Source organism: Aquamicrobium soli (assembly GCF_042646345.1).
Classification (GTDB): domain Bacteria; phylum Pseudomonadota; class Alphaproteobacteria; order Rhizobiales; family Rhizobiaceae; genus Mesorhizobium; species Mesorhizobium soli_A.
In genome coordinates this window covers 21,598-40,334 of the sequence record NZ_JBHRTK010000013.1, presented here as the reverse complement: position 1 = coordinate 40,334, position 18,737 = coordinate 21,598, and the positions used below count along the sequence as shown (strand labels likewise).

Sequence of the window (18,737 nt, the reverse complement as noted above, 5' to 3'; positions counted from 1 at the left end):
CTGACTTCCGGCGCGAGGCACTTCCTATTCTCACGCCACTCGTCGAGTCGCGCATTGCAGGCGTCCGCAGCCAAATCGAGTTCTGACTGGGATAGGTTCTGGCCGAGAGGAGTCGAATGCCAGGGGCATCCCGCTTTTTTGTAGACCGTAGGGACGATCCAGTAAAAGCCCGTTGCTCCCGACCGCAACGGTTTAGGCTGCACGTTACGAGGTAACTTTATCGTGTAGGTCAGACTACCTGAGGAGGATCGAGATCGTCCGCCTGATGTATTCCGAGCTTGGCGTCGAGATGAGCCTTTAGCCATAGCCGTCTTCTCCCTCTACCAGTCCCTTCGTCGACAACGGGCGGTGGATACTCCGTCCCGACTCGGCGAAGAAACGACTCGACGGTTCGTTCTCCGACATATCCGGCTGCTATCTCCGGGGGCAGGCGACCTGCGCCGCTTCCTGACGGCCGGCAAGAAGATCATCATCACGACGGTCCAGAAATTCCCGTTCATCCTTGACGAGATCGGCGACGACCACCGGGGACGGACCTTTGCCATCATCATCGACGAGGCGCATTCGAGCCAGGGCGGTCGCACCGCGGCGAAGATGAACATCGCGCTCGCCGCGGGTGGCGCCGAGGAGGAAGAGGAAACGGTCGAAGACGCGATCAACCGGCTGATGGAAGCGCGCAAGGTGCTGCCCAACGCCAGCTATTTCGCCTTCACTGCCACCCCGAAGAACAGGACGCTGGAGGTTTTCGGCGTTGCCGTTCCGGACGGCGGCAAGATCAGGCACGTTCCCTTCCACAGCTACACGATGAAGCAGGCGATCCAGGAAGGATTCATCCTGGACGTGCTGAAATACTACACACCGGTCGACAGCTACTATCGCCTCATGAAGACGGTGGAGGATGACCCCCGGTTTGACACCAAGCGGGCGCAGAAGAAGCTGCGCAAATATGTCGAATCCCACGACCATGCGATCCGCCAGAAGGCGGAAATCATGGTCGACCATTTCCACAGCCAGGTCATTGCACACCGCAAGATCGGCGGCGCCGCACGGGCTATGGTCATCACCAACGGTATCCAGCGCGCGATCCAGTATTTCCACGCCTTCCAAACCTATCTGGCCGAACGCAAGAGCCCCTACCAGGCGGTCGTCGCCTTCTCCGGCGAGCATGAATATGGCGGCCGGAAGGTTACCGAAGCGACGCTGAACGGCTTCCCAAGCAGCCAGATCGAGGATTTGATCCAGAAGGACCCGTATCGATTCCTGATCGTGGCGGACAAGTTCCAGACCGGCTACGACGAGCCGCTGCTACACACCATGTATGTGGACAAAACGCTTTCCGGCGTGAAGGCGGTGCAGACCCTGTCGCGTCTCAACCGCGCCCGTCCCCAGAAATACGATACCTTCGTCCTCGACTTCATGAACGATGCCGATGCGATCAGGGATTCGTTCGAACCCTATTACCGGACCACGATCCTGAGTGAGGAGACCGACCCCAACAAGCTCCACGATCTGAAGGCCGCGCTCGACAATTATCAGGTCTACGCGTGGGGCCAGGTCGAGGAACTGGTGGCGCTCTATCTCGGCGGGGCCGACAGGGACAGGCTCGACCCGATCCTCGATGCCTGCGTCGCCGCCTACAAGGCTGATCTCGATGAGAATGGCCAGGTTGATTTCAAGGGCAAGGGCAAGGCGTTTACGCGGACCTACGGTTTCCTGGCCTCGATCCTGCCCTTCAGCAACGCCGATTGGGAAAAGCTGTCGATCTTCCTGAACTTCCTCGTCCCGAAGCTGCCGGCGCCGGAGGAACAAGACCTTTCGAAAGGAATCCTCGAAGCAATCGACATGGACAGCTATCGTGTCGAGGCGCAGGCGACCATGGCCATTGTGCTCCCGGATGCGGATGCCGAAATCGGGCCTGTACCAGCAGCCGGCGGCGGCCGCAAACCCGAACCCGAATTGGACATCCTCAGCAACATCCTGAAAACCTTCAACGAGATGTTTGGCAACATCGACTGGAAGGACCGGGACAAGATCGGCAAGGTCATAGCCGAGGAGCTTCCGGCAAAGGTCGCGGCCGACAAGGCCTATCAGAACGCCATGAAGAATTCCGACAAACAGAACGCCCGTATAGAACACGACAAGGCGTTACAACGTGCTGTGATCGAGCTGCTGTCGGATCACACCGAGTTGTTCAAGCAATTCAGCGACAACCCATCATTCAAGAAATGGCTTTCGGAGACAATCTTTGCCGCGACCTATGAGCAGGGAGGGGCGGCGTGATCGCGCACGTTCAGGCATCTCAAGCGCCTGTGGCTAGCGGGTCAGACATGCTCTCCGTCCACATTTGGATACAGTGTACCTGAAGGATTCGTGAAGTGGGGACAAGCCCTACCTCCAAGCCGCCCTTGGCACCGACCAGGAACCGAGGCGTCCCTGCACCTTTTCAGAACAGGCGGTCTGATTCTATTCAGAATGGGCTGCGCCGACTTGACCGCGCTTCCGGCCTAACCTATTGAGCGCCCTGTGGAACGCCGGAGTTAAGAGGCCTCGTGGCGGAGTGGTTACGCAGAGGACTGCAAATCCTTGCACCCCGGTTCGATTCCGGGCGAGGCCTCCAATCCCGGCTCCTGCCTGTGCAGGGTGGTTCGATCCGGAAGACCCGCGTGCTTTCCGCGCCGGGAATGGGGCGTCAACATGAATGATGAGTTCTCCGAACGCCGCGTCAAGATGGTCGACGGCCAGCTTCGCACGACCGACGTCACCGACGCGGCACTGCTGGAAGCCTTCCTGTCGCTGCCGCGCGAAGCCTTCGTTCCCGCCGACCAGCGGGATATTGCCTATATCGACGAGGATATCCGCATTGCGACCAGTTCGGATGGCGCGCGCTATCTGATGGAGCCGTCGCCGATGGCCAAGCTTCTGCAGCTTGCCGAAGTCGACGCGACCGACCACGCGCTGGTGATCGGCTGCGGCAGCGGCTACTCCGCCGCCGTGCTTTCGCGCCTCGCCGGCTCCGTGGTGGCGCTGGAAAGCGACGCAACCTTGGCCGAACTCGCCGAATCGACGTTTTCGCAGTTGGGCTGCGATACCGTGACCGTGGTCAGGGGGACGCTGCGGGATGGCCATGCGGCCAAGGCGCCGTACGACGTGATTTTCATCGACGGCGCCGTTGAGGAACTGCCGTCCGGGCTGACCGAACAGCTTGCCGAAGGCGGTCGCCTCGTGGCCGTCGAGGGAAGAGGCAACGCCGGCGTGGCTCGTTTGTACGTGAAAGCGGAAGGCGTCGTCACCGGCAGGCGGGCGTTTAATGCGGCAATTAAGCCACTACCGGGTTTCGAACGTGTGGAAGCGTTCGTGTTCTGAACGGTTTTGGCTTGCAGCGGCTTTGTTGTCGTGTTGCCTTGCCGCTACTGAATCGCTGCCGGGCGGTATTTACGAGATATCGTGCACACGCAGCAGGGAATGGCAGCGCCGCGCTGGCTGACCGGTGTCAGTCGCTGCGGCGCGCTTTCCGTGAAAACAGTGAGGGATACGTCGTGTCGCGTATAAACAAGATCGTTCTTGCCGCCGTGCTGATGTCCGCCACCGCGCTTTCGCCGATCACGGCGTCCGCGGAAACCATCCTCGGCGCCATGGCCAAGGCTTACCAGAACAATTCGCAGTTGAATTCGGCGCGCGCCGGGGTGCGCGTCACCGACGAAGGCGTCGCCATCGCCAAGTCCGGCTACCGGCCGACCGTCGCCGGTTCAGCCAGCATCGACTATTCGACCACCCGCAACACGACCCAGAACAACGGCAGCACCCAGTTGACGACCGGCAGCTTCGGCGTCCAGATCAACCAGACGCTGTTCGACGGCTTCCAGACCAAGAATAACGTGGCGGCAGCCGAATCGCAGGTGAAAGCCTCGGTCGAAACGCTGCGCAACACCGAGGAAAACATCCTGCTGAACGCCGCGACGTCCTATATGGACGTCATTCGCGACCGGCAGGTTGCCGTGCTTACCGAGCAGAACCTGCAGTTCCTGACCGAGCAGGCGCGCGCCGCGCGCTCGCGCCTGGAAGTCGGCGAGGGCACCCGCACCGACGTCGCGCAGGCCGACGCCTCGCGTTCCGCTGCCGTCGCCAAGGTCAGCGCCGCACGGGCGCAGGCGCTGTCGAGTGCCGCGATCTACCGCCAGATCGTCGGCGACGAGCCGGGCAAGCTGAAGGCTGCGGCGCCTGTCGCCAAGCTGCTGCCGTCCAGCATCGATTCGGCGTTGACCATTGCTGCGAGCGAGCACCCGGCGATCCTTGCCACCGAGCATCTGGTCGACGCTGCGGGCTTCTCGGTGAAGTCGGCCGAAGGCGCGCTGCTGCCGCAGCTTTCCGCCAACGCCGGCATTTCTCGCAACTACCGCCACACCGAAGGCTTTGGTGCTAGCACGCCCGGAAACTCGGACGGCTATTCCAACTCCGCCGGCGTCGGCGCGACCCTGACGGTGCCGATCTACCAGGGCGGCCGCGCCTCGGCGCAGGTGCGCCAGTCCAAGGAATCGCTCAGCCAGGCGCGCATCGAAGTCGATGTCAGCCGCGATAACGTGCGCGCCGCGGTGACGTCGGCCTGGACGCAGTACACCTCCGCACGCGAAAGCGTCGATGCCAACCGCGCCCTGGTTTCTGCCGCACAGCTTGCGCTGAACGGCGTCATCGAGGAGCGCAATGTCGGCCAGCGCACGACTCTCGACGTGCTCAACGCGCAAAACGACGTCATCACCGCTAAGATCAACCTGGTCAGTTCCGAGCGCGACGTCGTGGTGGCCAGCTACGCCATCCTTTCGGCGATCGGCCGGCTTTCCACGGAACGCCTCGGCCTGCAGGTGACGAAGTATCGCCCGGAAGAGCATTACAAGGCCGTCAAGGACAAGTGGTACGGCCTGCGCACGCCGGACGGCCGCTGACGTTTCCCTCCACTTGATGATTCCCGTGCCGGCTTGAGCCGGCCGCCGATTGCCGCGACTTGAAGCGGCGGCGGCTTGCCGCGTTGTTCGGGCAGCATTTTGCCTCTGCTGCCGGCCAAATCCGCTAAATTGTTGAAATCCCGCTTCGCGTCACAATGGGGATTCTCGGATGGCCATGCGTCGGTTACGCTTGCAGGCATGATTCGAAACCGTCCCGCGTATCGGGACGGAACTGATCACAAAGGCGGCGAAAGTGACAATGGCTACCGCAAGCAGCGTACAACGCGAACCTTCGATGGAAGAGATTCTGGCTTCCATTCGCAGGATCATCGAGGACAGCGACCCCGGCCGCAAGCAGCCGGAGCAGGCGGCCGACCTTAATCAGGATATTCGCCCGGAGCCGGTGGAGAAGGCGGAAGCCGAGGTCGAGACGTTCCGCGCCGAGCTTCGCGCCGTTCCCGGACCCGAAGCCAAAAAACCCTTCACGCTGGCCGACGTGCAGGCCAAGATCGCGGCGGAGCGCCAGCGCGAACTCCCCGAGGCGCAGAACGAGGCTCCAGCCTCGCCCCGCCCGTCGATGACGCTGGCGGAGATCGGAGCCCGGGCGCCGGCCGATTCGCGAGGCGCCGAAGAACGCCCGGCCGCCATTGCGCCGGAACCGATAACCGAGGCGGTACGGCCCGCCGTCTCCAGTTGGCCCGAGAACTCCGGCAAGACGGTGGAAACCTCCAGCCGGCCGCTTGAGCCCGAGGCCCGGCAGGAGCCGCGCTACGAGGCGCAGCCGGATGTGGGAATTTCCGCCGAAGAACTGGGGGATCGCCCGGAGCCGGATTCTGCGGCGCCGCAAGCCGAGGCGGCCGTGACGGCGGAAGCGGTACCGGCGCCCCGGTTGGCGCTCGTTTCCGAACATACCGGCCGTCAGGTGGCCGCCGCCTTCGAAGAGCTTTCCGAAGCGTTTGCCAGCCGCAGCAAGAAGACGTTTGATGAGATGGCCGAGGAGATGCTGCGGCCCATGCTCCAGGACTGGCTCGACAACAACCTGCCGACGCTGGTGGAGCGGCTGGTGCGCGAGGAAATCGAGCGGGTCGCGCGCGGCGCCTGACCGCTCGCCAACCACCCCGAAAAGACAGGATCACGTGATTTCGGCAGCCGTCGGAGGGCCTTTTATGCATGCAAAAGGACGCTCGGCGGCCTAACTGTCGCTATCGTCACTTTTCAACGGCCCGAAGAAGTGTTACCAGCCAGCGCCAATCCTGAAAGGGAATAACCACGAGTCGACGCCGTGCCTGCGGGCTGGGGCGCGTTTCGTCTATTGGGACTGGCCATGGCAAAAATCATCGAAACGTCCACCGGCGCGCTGGCGCTTACCTTTGACGACGTGCTGCTGCAGCCCGGCCATTCCGAGGTGATGCCCGGCGAGACCGACATCAGCACCCGCATTGCCCGTGACATCGATCTCAACGTGCCGATCCTGTCGGCCGCCATGGATACGGTGACCGAATCGCGGCTCGCCATCGCCATGGCGCAGGCTGGCGGCATCGGCGTCATCCACCGCAACCTGACGCCGGCCGAGCAGGCGGAGGAAGTCCGCCAGGTCAAGAAATTCGAATCCGGCATGGTCATCAACCCGGTGACGATCGGGCCTGACGCCACGCTGGCCGACGCGCTGGACCTGATGCGCAGCCATGGCATTTCCGGCATCCCGGTGGTCGAGAACGGCGGCACCGGCGGCCACAAGTCGGGCCGCCTGGTCGGCATCCTGACCAACCGCGACGTGCGCTTTGCGTCCGATCCGGCGCAAAAAGTCTACGAGTTGATGACTCGCGAGAACCTGATCACGGTCAAGGAAAACGTCGATCACGACGAAGCCAAGCGGCTTCTGCACCAGCACCGCATCGAGAAACTGGTGGTGGTGGACGGCCGCGGCAATTGCGTCGGCCTGATCACCGTCAAGGACATCGAGAAGTCGCAGTTGAACCCCAACGCCACCAAGGACGCACAGGGGCGCCTGCGCGCCGCCGCCGCCACCAGCGTGGGCAATGACGGCTTCGAACGGGCCGAGCGGCTGATCGACGCCGGCGTCGACCTCCTGGTCATCGATACCGCCCACGGCCATTCCCAGCGCGTGCTGGACGCGGTGGCGCGGGCGAAGAAACTGTCGAACTCGGTTCGCATCCTTGCCGGCAACGTCGCTACCGCCGACGGCACGCAGGCGCTGATCGACGCAGGCGCCGACGCCGTCAAGGTCGGCATCGGCCCGGGATCGATCTGCACCACGCGCATCGTTGCCGGTGTTGGCGTGCCGCAACTGTCGGCGATCATGGCGGCGGTCGAAACGGCGCAGAAGGCCGACATCTCCGTCATCGCCGATGGTGGCATCAAGTTTTCGGGCGATCTTGCCAAGGCGCTTGCCGCCGGCGCCAGCGCCGCCATGATCGGCTCGCTGCTGGCCGGCACCGACGAAAGCCCGGGCGAGGTCTACCTGCACCAGGGCCGCTCGTTCAAGGCCTACCGCGGCATGGGTTCGGTCGGCGCGATGGCGCGCGGCTCGGCCGACCGCTATTTTCAGGCGGAAGTGCGCGACACGCTGAAGCTGGTTCCGGAAGGGATCGAGGGGCAGGTGCCCTACAAGGGGCCGGTAGGCGGCGTGCTTCACCAGCTTGCCGGCGGCCTGCGAGCCGCCATGGGCTATGTCGGCGGCCACGACCTCGCCGATTTCCGGCAGAAGGCCACCTTCGTGCGCATCTCGAGCGCCGGCCTGCGCGAAAGCCACGCCCATGACGTCACCATCACGCGCGAAAGCCCGAACTATCCGGGCCTGTGACACGTAACGGAAGGGCCGGGCAGGCGAGGCCGCCCGGGCCCTTAGAGCGGTTCTGGTTTCCGCGAAATCGGCAGAACCGCTCTATCTCTTTGTTTTAGCCGCATTTCCGGACGCAAAACCGTTTCACACTTTTGCTGGAAATACTCTAGAGATCGAAAACCGCGATCTTGCGCTTGTCGAACTTGATGGCGAGTTCGCCATGCACCAGCTTGAGCGCGGCCTCGCCGAACACGGCGCGCCGCCAGCCCTTCAGCGCCGGCACGTCCGCCTTCTCGCCTTCCGCCGCGATGTGGTCGATGTCGTCGCTGGAGGCGAGCACCTTGGCGGCGACACCCTCCTTGTCGGCGATGAGCCGCAACAGCACCTTCAGCAGTTCGGCGGCGGCATTGGAACCTTCCGGCGGCTGTACGGGCTTGGGCAGCCGCGGCATCGCTTCCTTGGGCAGGCCGAACGCGGCATTGACCGCCTCCAGCAGTGCGGCGGCACTCGACGAACGCTCCCAGCCCTTGGGAATGGTGCGCAGCCGCGCCAGCGCCTCGGCGTTTCGCGGGGCCTGCTGGGCAATCTCGTAGATGGCGTCGTCCTTCAGCACGCGGCCGCGCGGCACGTCCCGCTCGCGCGCCTCGCGCTCGCGCCACTCGGCGACGGCCTGCACGATGGCCAGTTCCTGCGGCTTGCGCAGGCGCATCTTCAGCCGCTTCCAGGCGTCCTCCGGCCTCGGGTCGTAGGTCTCGCGCGCCGTCAGCACCGCCATTTCCTCGTTCAGCCAGTGGGCGCGGTCCTCGCGCGCCAGCTTGGCGACAAGATACTGGTAGACGTCGATCAAATGGGTCACGTCGGCAAGCGCATAGGCCAGTTGCTTGTCCGTCAGCGGCCGGTGCCGCCAGTCGGTGAAGCGCGAGGACTTGTCGATCTGCGCATGGGTGATCTTCTGGACGATCTGCTCGTAGGACACGCTGTCGCCGAAGCCGCACACCATCGCCGCCACCTGCGTATCGAAGATCGGGTGCGGGACCAGGTCGCCCTGATGGACGATGATCTCGATATCCTGCCTAGCGGCATGGAAGACCTTGACCACCTTCTCGTTGGCCATCAGCTCGTAGAACGGTTTCAGGTCGATATCGGGCGACAACGGGTCGATCAGCGCGGTGACGCCCGGCGCCGCCATCTGGATCAGGCACAGGATCGGCCAGAACGTGGTTTCGCGGATGAATTCCGTGTCGACCGTGACGAAGTCCGATTTTTCGAATTCGGCGAGAACGGCTTCGAGTTCTCTTTGGGTGGTGATGACCTGCATCAAAACGCTTTTTGGAAAAGGAAAAGGTTCCTTTCCATTTCAGCCGGAGCCGCTTTCGTCAAGCTTCATGGCCACCATCGGGGCCGGCAGGCCTGATTACCTTGACAAACAAGGTCTCCCATGCGCTTTTCGCGCCAATTTGAAAGCCCCGCGCCGAAGCCGCGACCCACAACGTAAGACCCGGATTCCTTCCATGACGATGCACCGTTACCGTAGCCATACCTGCGCCCAGTTGCGCAAGGCCGATGTCGGCCAGTCCGTGCGCCTTTCCGGCTGGGTCCATCGGGTGCGCGACCATGGCGGACTGCTGTTCATCGACCTTCGCGACCACTACGGCCTGACCCAGATCGTCGCCGACCCGGATTCGCCCGCTTTCAAGGCGGCCGAGACGGTGCGCGGCGAGTGGGTGATCCGGGTCGACGGCGAGGTCAAGGCGCGCACGGAAGAAGCCGTCAACCCCAACCTCCAGACCGGCGACATCGAGGTTTTCGCGCAGGAAATCGAGGTCTTGTCGGCGGCGAAGGAACTGCCGCTGCCGGTGTTCGGTGAGCCGGATTATCCCGAGGATATCCGCCTGAAGTACCGCTTCCTCGACCTGCGCCGTGAGACGCTACACAAGAATATTGTCCAGCGCACCCGGATCATCGCCGAGATGCGCCGCCGCATGGGCGAGGCGGGCTTCACCGAGTTCTCGACGCCGATCCTCACTGCCTCCTCGCCGGAGGGCGCACGCGACTTCCTGGTGCCGTCGCGCATCCACCCCGGCACGTTCTACGCGCTGCCGCAGGCGCCGCAGCAGTACAAGCAGCTCATCATGGTGTCGGGCTTCGACCGCTATTTCCAGATCGCGCCGTGCTTCCGCGACGAGGATCCGCGCGCCGACCGGCTGCCCGGCGAATTCTACCAGCTCGACCTCGAAATGAGCTTCGTCGAGCAGGACGAGGTGCTGGCCACCATGGAGCCGGTGATGCGCGGCGTGTTCGAGACCTTCGCCGACGGCAAGCCGGTGACGCAGAAATTCCCGCGCATCGCCTATGACGAAGCTATGCGCAAATACGGCTCCGACAAGCCGGACCTGCGCAACCCGATCGAGATGCAGGAGGTTTCCGAGCACTATCGCGGTTCGGGCTTCAAGGTATTCGCCAACATCCTCGCCAACGACCCGAAGGCGGAAGTATGGGCTATCCCCGCCAGGACCGGCGGCTCGCGCGCCTTCTGCGACCGCATGAATTCATGGGCGCAGGGCGAGGGGCAGCCGGGCCTCGGCTACATCTTCTGGCGCAAGGAAGGCGACAAGATCGAGGGCGCCGGGCCGGTTGCCAAGAACATCGGCGAGGAGCGCACCGAGGCGATCCGGCAGCAACTCGGCCTGAGCGAAGGCGACGCCGCTTTCTTCGTCGCCGGCGACCCGAAGAAATTCGTCGCCTTTGCCGGCGCCGCACGCACCCGCGCCGGCGAGGAACTGAACCTCGTCGATCGCGACCGCTTCGAACTGTGCTGGATCGTCGATTTCCCCTTCTACGAGTGGAACGAGGACGAAAAGCGCATCGATTTCGGCCACAATCCGTTCTCCATGCCGCAGGGCGGCATCGACGCGCTGAACGGCTCCGACCCGCTGTCGATCAAGGCTTTCCAGTACGACATGGTCTGCAACGGCTTCGAGATCGCCTCCGGCGGCATCCGCAACCACCTGCCTGAAACCATGGTCAAGGCATTCGAGATCGTCGGGCTAGACCGCCAGACGGTGGAAGAGCGCTTCGGCGGCCTCTACCGCGCGTTCCAGTATGGCGCGCCGCCGCATGGCGGCATGGCGGCAGGCGTGGACCGGGTGGTGATGCTGCTGGTCGGCGCGAAGAACCTGCGTGAAATCACCATGTTCCCGATGAACCAGCAGGCCTACGACCTGTTGATGAACGCGCCCTCGGAGGCGACCGCGCAGCAGTTGCGCGAACTGTCGCTGCGGGTTGCCGCCGTCAAGAAGGAAGGCTGAGCCGGACGGAATGCCGGTTGCGGCGTTTCAGTGCCGCAACTGGCCCTTCGGCAGATAGCGGCCGTCGGACTTCTTCTCGAACATTTCGCGGATTTGCGGGTGGCGGACCGGCTCGCCCGTATCGTCCTCGAGCAGGTTCTGCTCGGAGACATAGGCGACATATTCCGTTTCCGAATTCTCGGCCAGAAGATGGTAGAACGGCTGGTCCTTGCGCGGTCGGACCTCGGCCGGGATCGCTTCGTACCACTCCTCGGTGTTGGCAAACTCCGCATCGACGTCGAAGATGACGCCGCGGAAGGAAAACAGTCGGTGCCGAACGACCTGCCCGATGGAAAATTTGGCTGTTTTCATCGCACCATACCACTCGATACACTCGGTACAATCTGGAGCAGGGCCGGGTAAAATTCAATCCCGCCAGCCGTTTGCTACCGCTGCAGCCGGCTTCCCACACCTCGGGCTAGATCCCGGGAAAGCGCACCGAGGCCGCTGCCCGGGCGCAGGCCTTCGCGCATGAAGAAGCTGCGAAGCGGCGAGAAGGCTTTCAGCATGCCGAGGCCGGCGCTGCGCACCACCTGGGCCGGCAACAGGTCCGAAAGCAGCGACCGGTTGAGCAGGTTGACCGCGCTCGAACGGGCCAGGATGTCGGGGCGGCGACGGGAATCATAGGCCGCAAGCGCCTTTTCCGCGCCCGGATCAAGTCGGTTTTCACCAACGATATCAGCAAGGTCCTGGATGTCCCTGATGCCGAGGTTGAGGCCCTGGGCGCCGATCGGCGGGAACAGGTGCGCCGCCTCGCCGATCAAAGCGATGCGCCGCTGGGCAAAGCGGTGAGGGGTGGCCGCCGACAGCGGATAGACCTGGCGGCCGGATTCGACCGTGACGCGACCGAGCATCGACTGCATCTTCTCTTCGATCAGCATCGACAGGTCGGAATCATCCATGGCGGCGAGTTCCGTTGCCGTTTCCGGCCTCACCACCCAGACCAGGCTGGACCGGTTGCCGGGCAGGGGAACCTGCGTGAACGGCCCGGTTTCGGTGTGGAATTCCGTCGAGATAAAGCCATGCTCGCGGCTATGGCCGAAATTGAGCACGAGCGCGGCCTGCGGGTAGGGATGCGCCCGCGTGGAGATGCCTGCGGCCTGCCGCGCAGCCGAGTGCCGTCCGTCGGCGGCCACCGCCAGCAAGGCCGCGACGTATGAGCCGTCGGCCAGTTCGGCGACGGCATGGCCTGCCTCCAGCCGCCATGCAGCGACCAGCGATTTGCGCCACGAGATGGCCGGATGATCGTGGACGGCAGCCGCGAGGGTCGCGACCAGCGTCTTGTTCGGCATGTTCAGGCCGAACCGCTCCTCGCCGATCTCGCTGGCGCGGAAGGTCACCACGGGGCTGCGGATAAGCCGTTGCGTGGCATCGATGATTCGCATCGCCTTCAGGGGGGCAGCACCTTGCGCCAACCTTTCCAGTACGCCGATGCGCTCCAGCGTCTCCAGCGCCGGGTTCATCAGCGCCGTCGTGCGCCCGTCCGTTGCGGAGGCTTCCGGGCCGACCAGCGTCACCGGGAACCCGGCCTCGGCCAGGCGCAGCGCGGCGATCAGGCCGGCGGGCCCGGTGCCCGCCACCAGCAGTTGCGAAGATTCGAGAGCGGCCAAAGCAGGTTCCCCGGTGCGCATTGCATCGCCCTTCAAGGCAGAGGGGCCATGGATATCGCTTCTTATAGAATGATCCGGCCGGCTGACCAACCGATGGGCAAAAGGACGTATCGACGCAATCAACCGTGCCTAACTGGATTTACAGGTGCGATGCCCCTTGTCCGCAGGCGGGCGCTGCTGTTTAGTCATCCGCACCAATGGGGTAGAGCCGATGGCTGACCGCGAAACGAGGGTGGCAAGCATGCCCACAGGACGCCGTTGCTTGCGCCGGGCTCCTTCCTGCCATCCGCCCGAAGCCATCGAGGCAGATTGCCGGTGACCGTGACCAAGACCGTACGCAAACAGAAAATCGCCGCCCGGATACCGAGGCCGAAGAAGAAAGTCACCTGGCCGCAGGCGCGCGCTTTCTCCGTCCACCTGTTGACGGCGTCGGGTTCCTTCCTGGCCTTCCTGTCGCTCGTCGCTGCCAGCGAAGAGCGATGGACGGCGATGTTCTGGTGGCTGGGGCTGGCGCTGTTCGTGGACGGCATCGACGGGCCGATTGCCCGCAAGCTCGATGTGAAGGAAATCCTGCCCACCTGGTCGGGTGAACTGCTCGACAACATCATCGACTACGTGACCTACGTGCTGATCCCCGCCTTCGCGCTCTACCAGTTCGGGCTGATGGGCGAGAAACTGTCGTTCCTGTCGGCGGCGATCATCGTGGTGTCGAGCGCGATCTACTACGCAGACACCGGCATGAAGACCAAGGAGAACTTCTTCAAGGGCTTCCCGGTGGTGTGGAACATGGTCGTGTTCACCCTGTTCGTGGTCGGGCCGGGCGAATGGCCCTCCTTTGCCGTCGTCGTCATTGCGGCCCTCCTCACCTTCGTCCCGATCCATTTCCTGCATCCGGTGCGCGTCAAGAGGCTGCGGCCGGCCAACCTCACCGTCACGCTTCTGTGGTGCGGTTTCGGAGCACTGGCTTTGGCGGAGTCGGCCTTGGCGCAGTTTTATAGCCAGATCGGCGTGCTGGCCGAAAACGTCAGCCTGTTCACCAAGATCGGCATCGCCAGCACCGGCCTCTACCTGTTTTGCATCGGCGGAATCATGCAGCTTTTTCCGAAGCTTGGGGCAAAGAAAACCGGATGATCGGCGGGGCGGGGCGGCGACCGGCTTCCCGCTGAAATTCTTGAAGCACTTTCAAGGCGTGCCTTACTTTGCGTTCCGGCAAAGTGGTGCCTACGATGCTTGCGGGAACACAGAACATGTCTGGTAGCAGATGGGAGGCACTGTGAGTGGACAAGAGGACGCCGCCAACCTCCTGGAGGTTCGCGGCCTGACCAAAATATTCGGCTCGCTGACCGCGTGCGATCATATCAATCTCGAAATCGCAAAGGGCGAGATTCACGCCCTTCTCGGTGAGAACGGGGCCGGCAAGTCGACGCTGGTGAAGATGCTGTTCGGTTCGCTCGAACCGTATTCCGGCGAAATCTTCTGGAACGGCGAGCCCGTCCGGATCACCAGCCCCGGCGTGGCCAAGAAGCTCGGCATCGGCATGGTGTTCCAGCATTTCTCGCTGTTCGAGGCGCTGACCGCGGCCGAGAACATCGCGCTCTCGCTGGACGACGGATCGCCGATCAGCAGCATTGCGGCCAAGGCGAGGGCGCTCTCCTATAGCTACGGCTTGCCGCTCGACCCCAATTCGCTGGTCGGCGACCTGTCGGTCGGCGAGCGCCAGCGCATCGAGATTATCCGCTGCCTGCTGCAAACGCCGCAACTCATCATCCTCGACGAGCCGACCTCGGTGCTGACGCCGCAGGAGGCCGACAAGCTGTTCGAAACGCTGCTCAGGCTGCGGGACGAGGGCAAGTCGATCCTTTATATCTCGCACCGGCTGGAAGAGGTGAAGCGCATCTGCGACCGGGCCACCGTGCTTCGCCACGGCAAGGTCGTCGGCCACTGCAATCCGCGGGAGGAGACAGCGTCTTCGCTGGCCCGCATGATGGTCGGCAACGAGGTGCAGGCGGTGGTGCGCGAGCCCGCCAAGGGCATCGAGCAGGCGCCCGTGCTGCTCGAGGTTCGCAACCTAAGCCGCAAGCCGGCGACGCCGTTCTCGATCCCGCTTCGCGACATCAGCCTCAGCGTGCGTGCCGGCGAGGTGATCGGTATCGCGGGCGTGGCCGGCAACGGTCAGGGCGAGTTCTTCGAATCGATCTCCGGCGAAGTGCGCCAGCACGAGCGCGGCTCTGTGCGCATCCGCGGCAAGGACGCCGGCGACCTGTCCATCACCGGACGCAGGTTGCTCGGGGCCGCGTTCGTTCCGGAGGAACGGCTTGGCCACGGCACCGCCTCCAACATGAAGCTTTCGGAAAACCTGCTGTTGACGCGCCACGCCACCGACGGCAAGGCGTTCGTCGGCTCAGGCGGTTCGGTCAAGGCCGGGGCGGTCTATGCGGCGGCCCAGCGCATCATCAAGGAGATGGACGTGCGCAAGAGCGCGCCGGACCCGGAAGCGTCCGCCCTCTCAGGCGGAAACCTGCAAAAGTTCATCGTCGGCCGCGAACTCGACCGCAACCCGGCCGTCATGGTGGTAAACCAGCCGACCTGGGGCGTCGACGCGGGCGCTGCCGCCCATATCCGCCAGGCCCTGATCGAACTAGCGCGACGCGGCTCGGCCGTGCTGATCATCAGCCAGGACCTCGACGAACTGTTCGAAGTCTCAGATTCGATCGCGGTGATGCACAACGGCACCCTGTCGCAGCCCATGCCGATTGCCGAGGCCAGCTTCGAGAAGATCGGCCTCCTGATGGGCGGCGCCGAAACGGGGCACCAGGAACAAACGCTGGAGACCGCATGATGCGCCTCGAACTCGTCAAGCGGCCGCAGCGCTCCGTGCTGTTTTCGATGCTGTCGCCGTTCATCGCCTTCGTTCTGACCGTCATCGCCGGCTCGATCATGTTCGCGCTGCTCGGCGTCAACCCGGTGAAGGCGTTCTACACCTACTTCATCTCGCCGGTCACGCAGGTCTGGCAATTGCACGAACTGGCGATCAAGGCAGCGCCGCTGATCCTCATCGCCGTCGGCCTTTCGGTCTGCTACCGGGCCAATATCTGGAACATCGGCGCCGAAGGCCAGTTCATCCTCGGCGGCATCGTCGGCTCGATCATTCCGGTGATGTATCCGGATTTCCAAAGCCCGGTCGTGCTGCCGCTGATGCTCATCCTCGGCATGGTCGGCGGTGCTGCCTATGCGGCGATCCCGGCGTTCCTCAAGGCGCGCTTCAACACCAACGAGATCCTGACCAGCCTGATGCTGGTCTATGTCGCCCAGCTTCTGCTCGACTGGATGGTGCGCGGCCCCTGGCGCGATCCGAAGGGCTTCAACTTCCCGCAAACGGTGCTTTTCAGCGACGCCGCGACGCTGCCGCAAATCTTCCCGGATTCCGGCCGCGCCAACTGGGGTTTTGTCTTTGCGCTGGTCGCCGCCGTCCTGGTCTGGATCCTGATGAGCCGCATGCTCAAGGGTTTCGAGGTCCGCGTCCTCGGATCGAGCCCGCGGGCAGGGCGCTTCGCCGGATTCAGCTTCAACCGGATGGTGTTCTTCGCCTTCATGCTCTCCGGCGCGCTTGCCGGCCTTGCCGGCATCTCGGAAGTCTCCGGCGCCATCGGCCAGTTGCAACCCTCGATCTCGCCCGGATACGGCTTTGCCGCCATCATCGTGGCCTTCCTCGGCCGGCTCAATCCGCTCGGCATCGTCGCCGCCGGCCTCGTGCTTGGCCTGACCTATCTCGGCGGCGAAGCGGCGCAGACCGCGCTCGGGGTTTCCGACAAGGTGGCGCGCGTCTTCCAGGGCATGCTGCTGTTCTTCGTGCTGGGCTGCGACACGCTCATCCACTACCGCATCCGCCTCGTCGGCCTGATGGCCGCCGCACCGAAAGCTGAAGAGGCCCACTGATGGATATCACCGTCAACATCCTGCTCACCATCGCCACCGCCGCGACGCCGCTTCTGATCGCGGCCATGGGCGAACTGGTGGTCGAACGCTCCGGCGTGCTCAATCTCGGCGTCGAAGGCATGATGATCATGGGCGCGGTAGGCGGCTTCGGCGCGGCCTATTACACCGGTTCGCCCTGGATCGGCGTGCTTGCCGCCATCGCGCTCGGTGCGATTTTTTCGATGCTGTTTGCCGTGATGACGCTGACGCTTGCCACCAACCAGGTGGCGACCGGCCTGTCGCTGACGATCCTCGGCCTCGGCCTTTCGGGCATGATGGGAACGAGCTTCGTCGGCCTTCCCGGCGAAAGGCTGCCCAATCTGGATATTCCGGGGCTGACGTCGATCCCGGTCGTCGGACGGCTTCTCTTCGGCCAGGACCCGATCTTCTACATCTCGATCGTGCTGGTCGTCGCCGTCATGTGGTTCCTGTTCCGCACCCGCAGCGGCCTCACCCTGCGCTCGATCGGCGACAGCCACGGCTCGGCGCACGCGCTCGGCATCAAGGTCATCCGCTACCGCTATCTGGCGGTCCTGTTCGGCGGCGCCTGCGCCGGACTCGCCGGCGGCCACCTGTCGCTGGTCTATACGCCGCAATGGGTGGAGAACATGAGCGCGGGGCGGGGCTGGATCGCGCTGGCGCTGGTCGTGTTCGCTTCCTGGCGGCCGTGGCGCGTGCTGGCGGGCGCCTATATCTTCGGCGCCATCTGGATCGGCCAGCTCCATGTGCAGGCAATCGACCTGAACGATTTCGCCGGGGCTCCGCGGATCGTCTACGGCCTGATGGAATTCATAAAATCCTTCCCGCCGCAGTTCCTTTCTTCGCTGCCCTATCTGGCAACCATCGTTGTTCTCGTTCTAATCTCCCGCAACAAGCGCCTGACGATGATGAATACGCCCGCATCGCTCGGCCAGGCCTTTGTTCCGGATCGCTGACACGGTAGATGATCGCAAGCTGCAAGCTTAATACGGAGAGGTGACTTAATGAAAAAACTGCTCATTGCCCTGATGACGACGACGGCTGCCATGTCCATGGCGGTCAGCGCGCAGGCTCAGGAAAAACTCAAGGCCTGCTGGGTCTATGTCGGCCCGATCGGCGATTTCGGCTATTCCTACCAGCACGACCAGGGCCGCCTCGAAGTGGTGAAGGAACTGGGGGACAAGGTCGATACCGCCTATCTCGAGAACGTCGCGGAAGGCCCCGATGCCGACCGCGCCTTCGAGCGCCTGGCGCGCGAAGGCTGCAAGATCATCTTCGGCACCTCGTTCGGCTTCATGGATTCCGAGGTCAAGGTCGCCAAGCGCTTCCCCGACATCAAGTTCGAGCACGCCACCGGCTACAAGACCGGCGACAATCTCGGCATCTACAACGCCCGCTTCTACGAAGGCCGCTACGTGATCGGCCAGATCGCCGCCAAGGAATCCAAGACGGGCGTCGCCGGCTACATTGTGTCGTTCCCGATCCCCGAAGTGGTGATGGGCATCAACGCCTTCATGCTCGGCGCTCAGTCGGTCAACCCGGACTTCAAGGCCAAGATCGTGTGGGTGAACTCCTGGTTCGACCCGGGCAAGGAAGCGGACGCCGCCAAGGCGCTGTTCGACCAAGGCGCCGACGTCATCGTCCAGCACACCGATTCCACGGCACCGCTGCAGGTGGCGCAGGAGCGCGGCTTCCATGGCTTCGGCCAGGCCTCGGACATGATCAAGTTCGCCCCGAAGGCACAGTACACGGCCATCGTCGACAATTGGGGCCACTACTATGTCGAGCGCGTGAAGGCCGTTCTCGACGGCACCTGGAAGCCGGACAACGTCTGGCTGGGCATCAAGGACGACGCGGTCCACATGGCCGAGTTCGCCAACATGTCGGATGAGACCAAGGCGATGGCCGAGGCGACCGAGAAGAAGATCGCCGGCGGCTGGAACCCCTTCACCGGCCCGATCGCCAAGCAGGACGGCAGCGAGTGGCTGAAGGACGGCGAGGTCGCCGACGACGCCACGCTGCTCGGCATGAACTTCTACGTCAAGGGCGTGGACGACAAGCTACCGCAATAAGCGGCAGGATCACC

Annotated in this window: 14 protein-coding genes and 1 tRNA gene; 12 read left to right on the top strand and 3 right to left on the bottom strand. The window is 63.7% G+C overall.

What is annotated here, in order from left to right; genetic code table 11:
• Positions 1-348 precede the first annotated feature (348 nt).
• The 6 genes from ACFOHJ_RS14470 (at position 349) to guaB (ending at position 7,761) form a co-directional block, all read left to right on the top strand.
• A complete protein-coding gene (locus ACFOHJ_RS14470) occupies positions 349-2,280 on the top strand; it encodes a type I restriction enzyme subunit R domain-containing protein (protein WP_378221666.1) in 1,932 nt (643 codons plus the stop codon).
• Positions 2,281-2,543: 263 nt separating this feature from the next.
• Positions 2,544-2,617: transfer RNA gene (locus tag ACFOHJ_RS14465), tRNA-Cys, on the top strand.
• A 77-nt stretch (positions 2,618-2,694) separates the two neighbouring features.
• Entirely contained in the window at positions 2,695-3,363 is a 669-nt protein-coding gene (locus ACFOHJ_RS14460) for a protein-L-isoaspartate O-methyltransferase family protein (RefSeq protein ID WP_378221665.1), read from the top strand.
• A 212-nt stretch (positions 3,364-3,575) separates the two neighbouring features.
• Positions 3,576-4,937 (top strand): TolC family outer membrane protein, encoded by a 1,362-nt coding sequence (locus ACFOHJ_RS14455; protein ID WP_378221799.1) that lies wholly within the window; start codon positions 3,576-3,578, stop codon positions 4,935-4,937.
• Positions 4,938-5,232: 295 nt separating this feature from the next.
• Positions 5,233-6,039 carry a DUF2497 domain-containing protein gene (locus ACFOHJ_RS14450; RefSeq protein WP_378221663.1) on the top strand — a complete coding sequence of 269 codons (807 nt, stop codon included), beginning with the start codon at positions 5,233-5,235 and terminating at the stop codon, positions 6,037-6,039.
• 222 nt (positions 6,040-6,261) lie between these two features.
• Positions 6,262-7,761 carry an IMP dehydrogenase gene (guaB, locus tag ACFOHJ_RS14445; RefSeq protein WP_378221661.1) on the top strand — a complete coding sequence of 500 codons (1,500 nt, stop codon included), beginning with the start codon at positions 6,262-6,264 and terminating at the stop codon, positions 7,759-7,761.
• 145 nt (positions 7,762-7,906) lie between these two features.
• Here the strand turns inward: guaB and rnd are convergent, their stop codons facing one another.
• Positions 7,907-9,058 carry a ribonuclease D gene (gene rnd / locus ACFOHJ_RS14440; protein ID WP_378221659.1) on the bottom strand — a complete coding sequence of 384 codons (1,152 nt, stop codon included), beginning with the start codon at positions 9,056-9,058 and terminating at the stop codon, positions 7,907-7,909.
• 199 nt (positions 9,059-9,257) lie between these two features.
• Here rnd and aspS point away from each other — a divergent pair, with 199 nt between their 5' ends.
• Positions 9,258-11,048 carry an aspartate--tRNA ligase gene (aspS, locus tag ACFOHJ_RS14435; protein WP_378221797.1) on the top strand — a complete coding sequence of 597 codons (1,791 nt, stop codon included), beginning with the start codon at positions 9,258-9,260 and terminating at the stop codon, positions 11,046-11,048.
• 27 nt (positions 11,049-11,075) lie between these two features.
• Here the strand turns inward: aspS and hspQ are convergent, their stop codons facing one another.
• A complete protein-coding gene (gene hspQ / locus ACFOHJ_RS14430; protein ID WP_378221658.1) occupies positions 11,076-11,399 on the bottom strand; it encodes a heat shock protein HspQ in 324 nt (107 codons plus the stop codon).
• A 74-nt stretch (positions 11,400-11,473) separates the two neighbouring features.
• Entirely contained in the window at positions 11,474-12,697 is a 1,224-nt protein-coding gene (locus ACFOHJ_RS14425; RefSeq protein WP_378221657.1) for a UbiH/UbiF family hydroxylase, read from the bottom strand.
• Between the two features lie 321 nt (positions 12,698-13,018).
• Here ACFOHJ_RS14425 and pcsA point away from each other — a divergent pair, with 321 nt between their 5' ends.
• From pcsA to ACFOHJ_RS14400, 5 genes are all read left to right on the top strand, one after another.
• On the top strand, positions 13,019-13,828 hold the full coding sequence (pcsA, locus tag ACFOHJ_RS14420) for a phosphatidylcholine synthase (RefSeq protein WP_378221656.1): 810 nt from the start codon (positions 13,019-13,021) through the stop codon (positions 13,826-13,828).
• Positions 13,829-13,958: 130 nt separating this feature from the next.
• The gene (locus ACFOHJ_RS14415; RefSeq protein WP_378221655.1) at positions 13,959-15,536 is read left to right on the top strand and encodes an ABC transporter ATP-binding protein; all 1,578 of its coding nucleotides are present in this window, start codon (positions 13,959-13,961) and stop codon (positions 15,534-15,536) included.
• The gene (locus ACFOHJ_RS14410; protein WP_378221654.1) at positions 15,533-16,633 is read left to right on the top strand and encodes an ABC transporter permease; all 1,101 of its coding nucleotides are present in this window, start codon (positions 15,533-15,535) and stop codon (positions 16,631-16,633) included. Before ACFOHJ_RS14415 ends, ACFOHJ_RS14410 begins: the two co-directional genes overlap by 4 nt.
• Entirely contained in the window at positions 16,633-17,607 is a 975-nt protein-coding gene (locus tag ACFOHJ_RS14405; protein WP_378221653.1) for an ABC transporter permease, read from the top strand. Before ACFOHJ_RS14410 ends, ACFOHJ_RS14405 begins: the two co-directional genes overlap by 1 nt.
• A gap of 48 nt (positions 17,608-17,655) precedes the next feature.
• The gene (locus tag ACFOHJ_RS14400; protein WP_378221652.1) at positions 17,656-18,723 is read left to right on the top strand and encodes a BMP family ABC transporter substrate-binding protein; all 1,068 of its coding nucleotides are present in this window, start codon (positions 17,656-17,658) and stop codon (positions 18,721-18,723) included.
• Positions 18,724-18,737 lie beyond the last annotated feature (14 nt).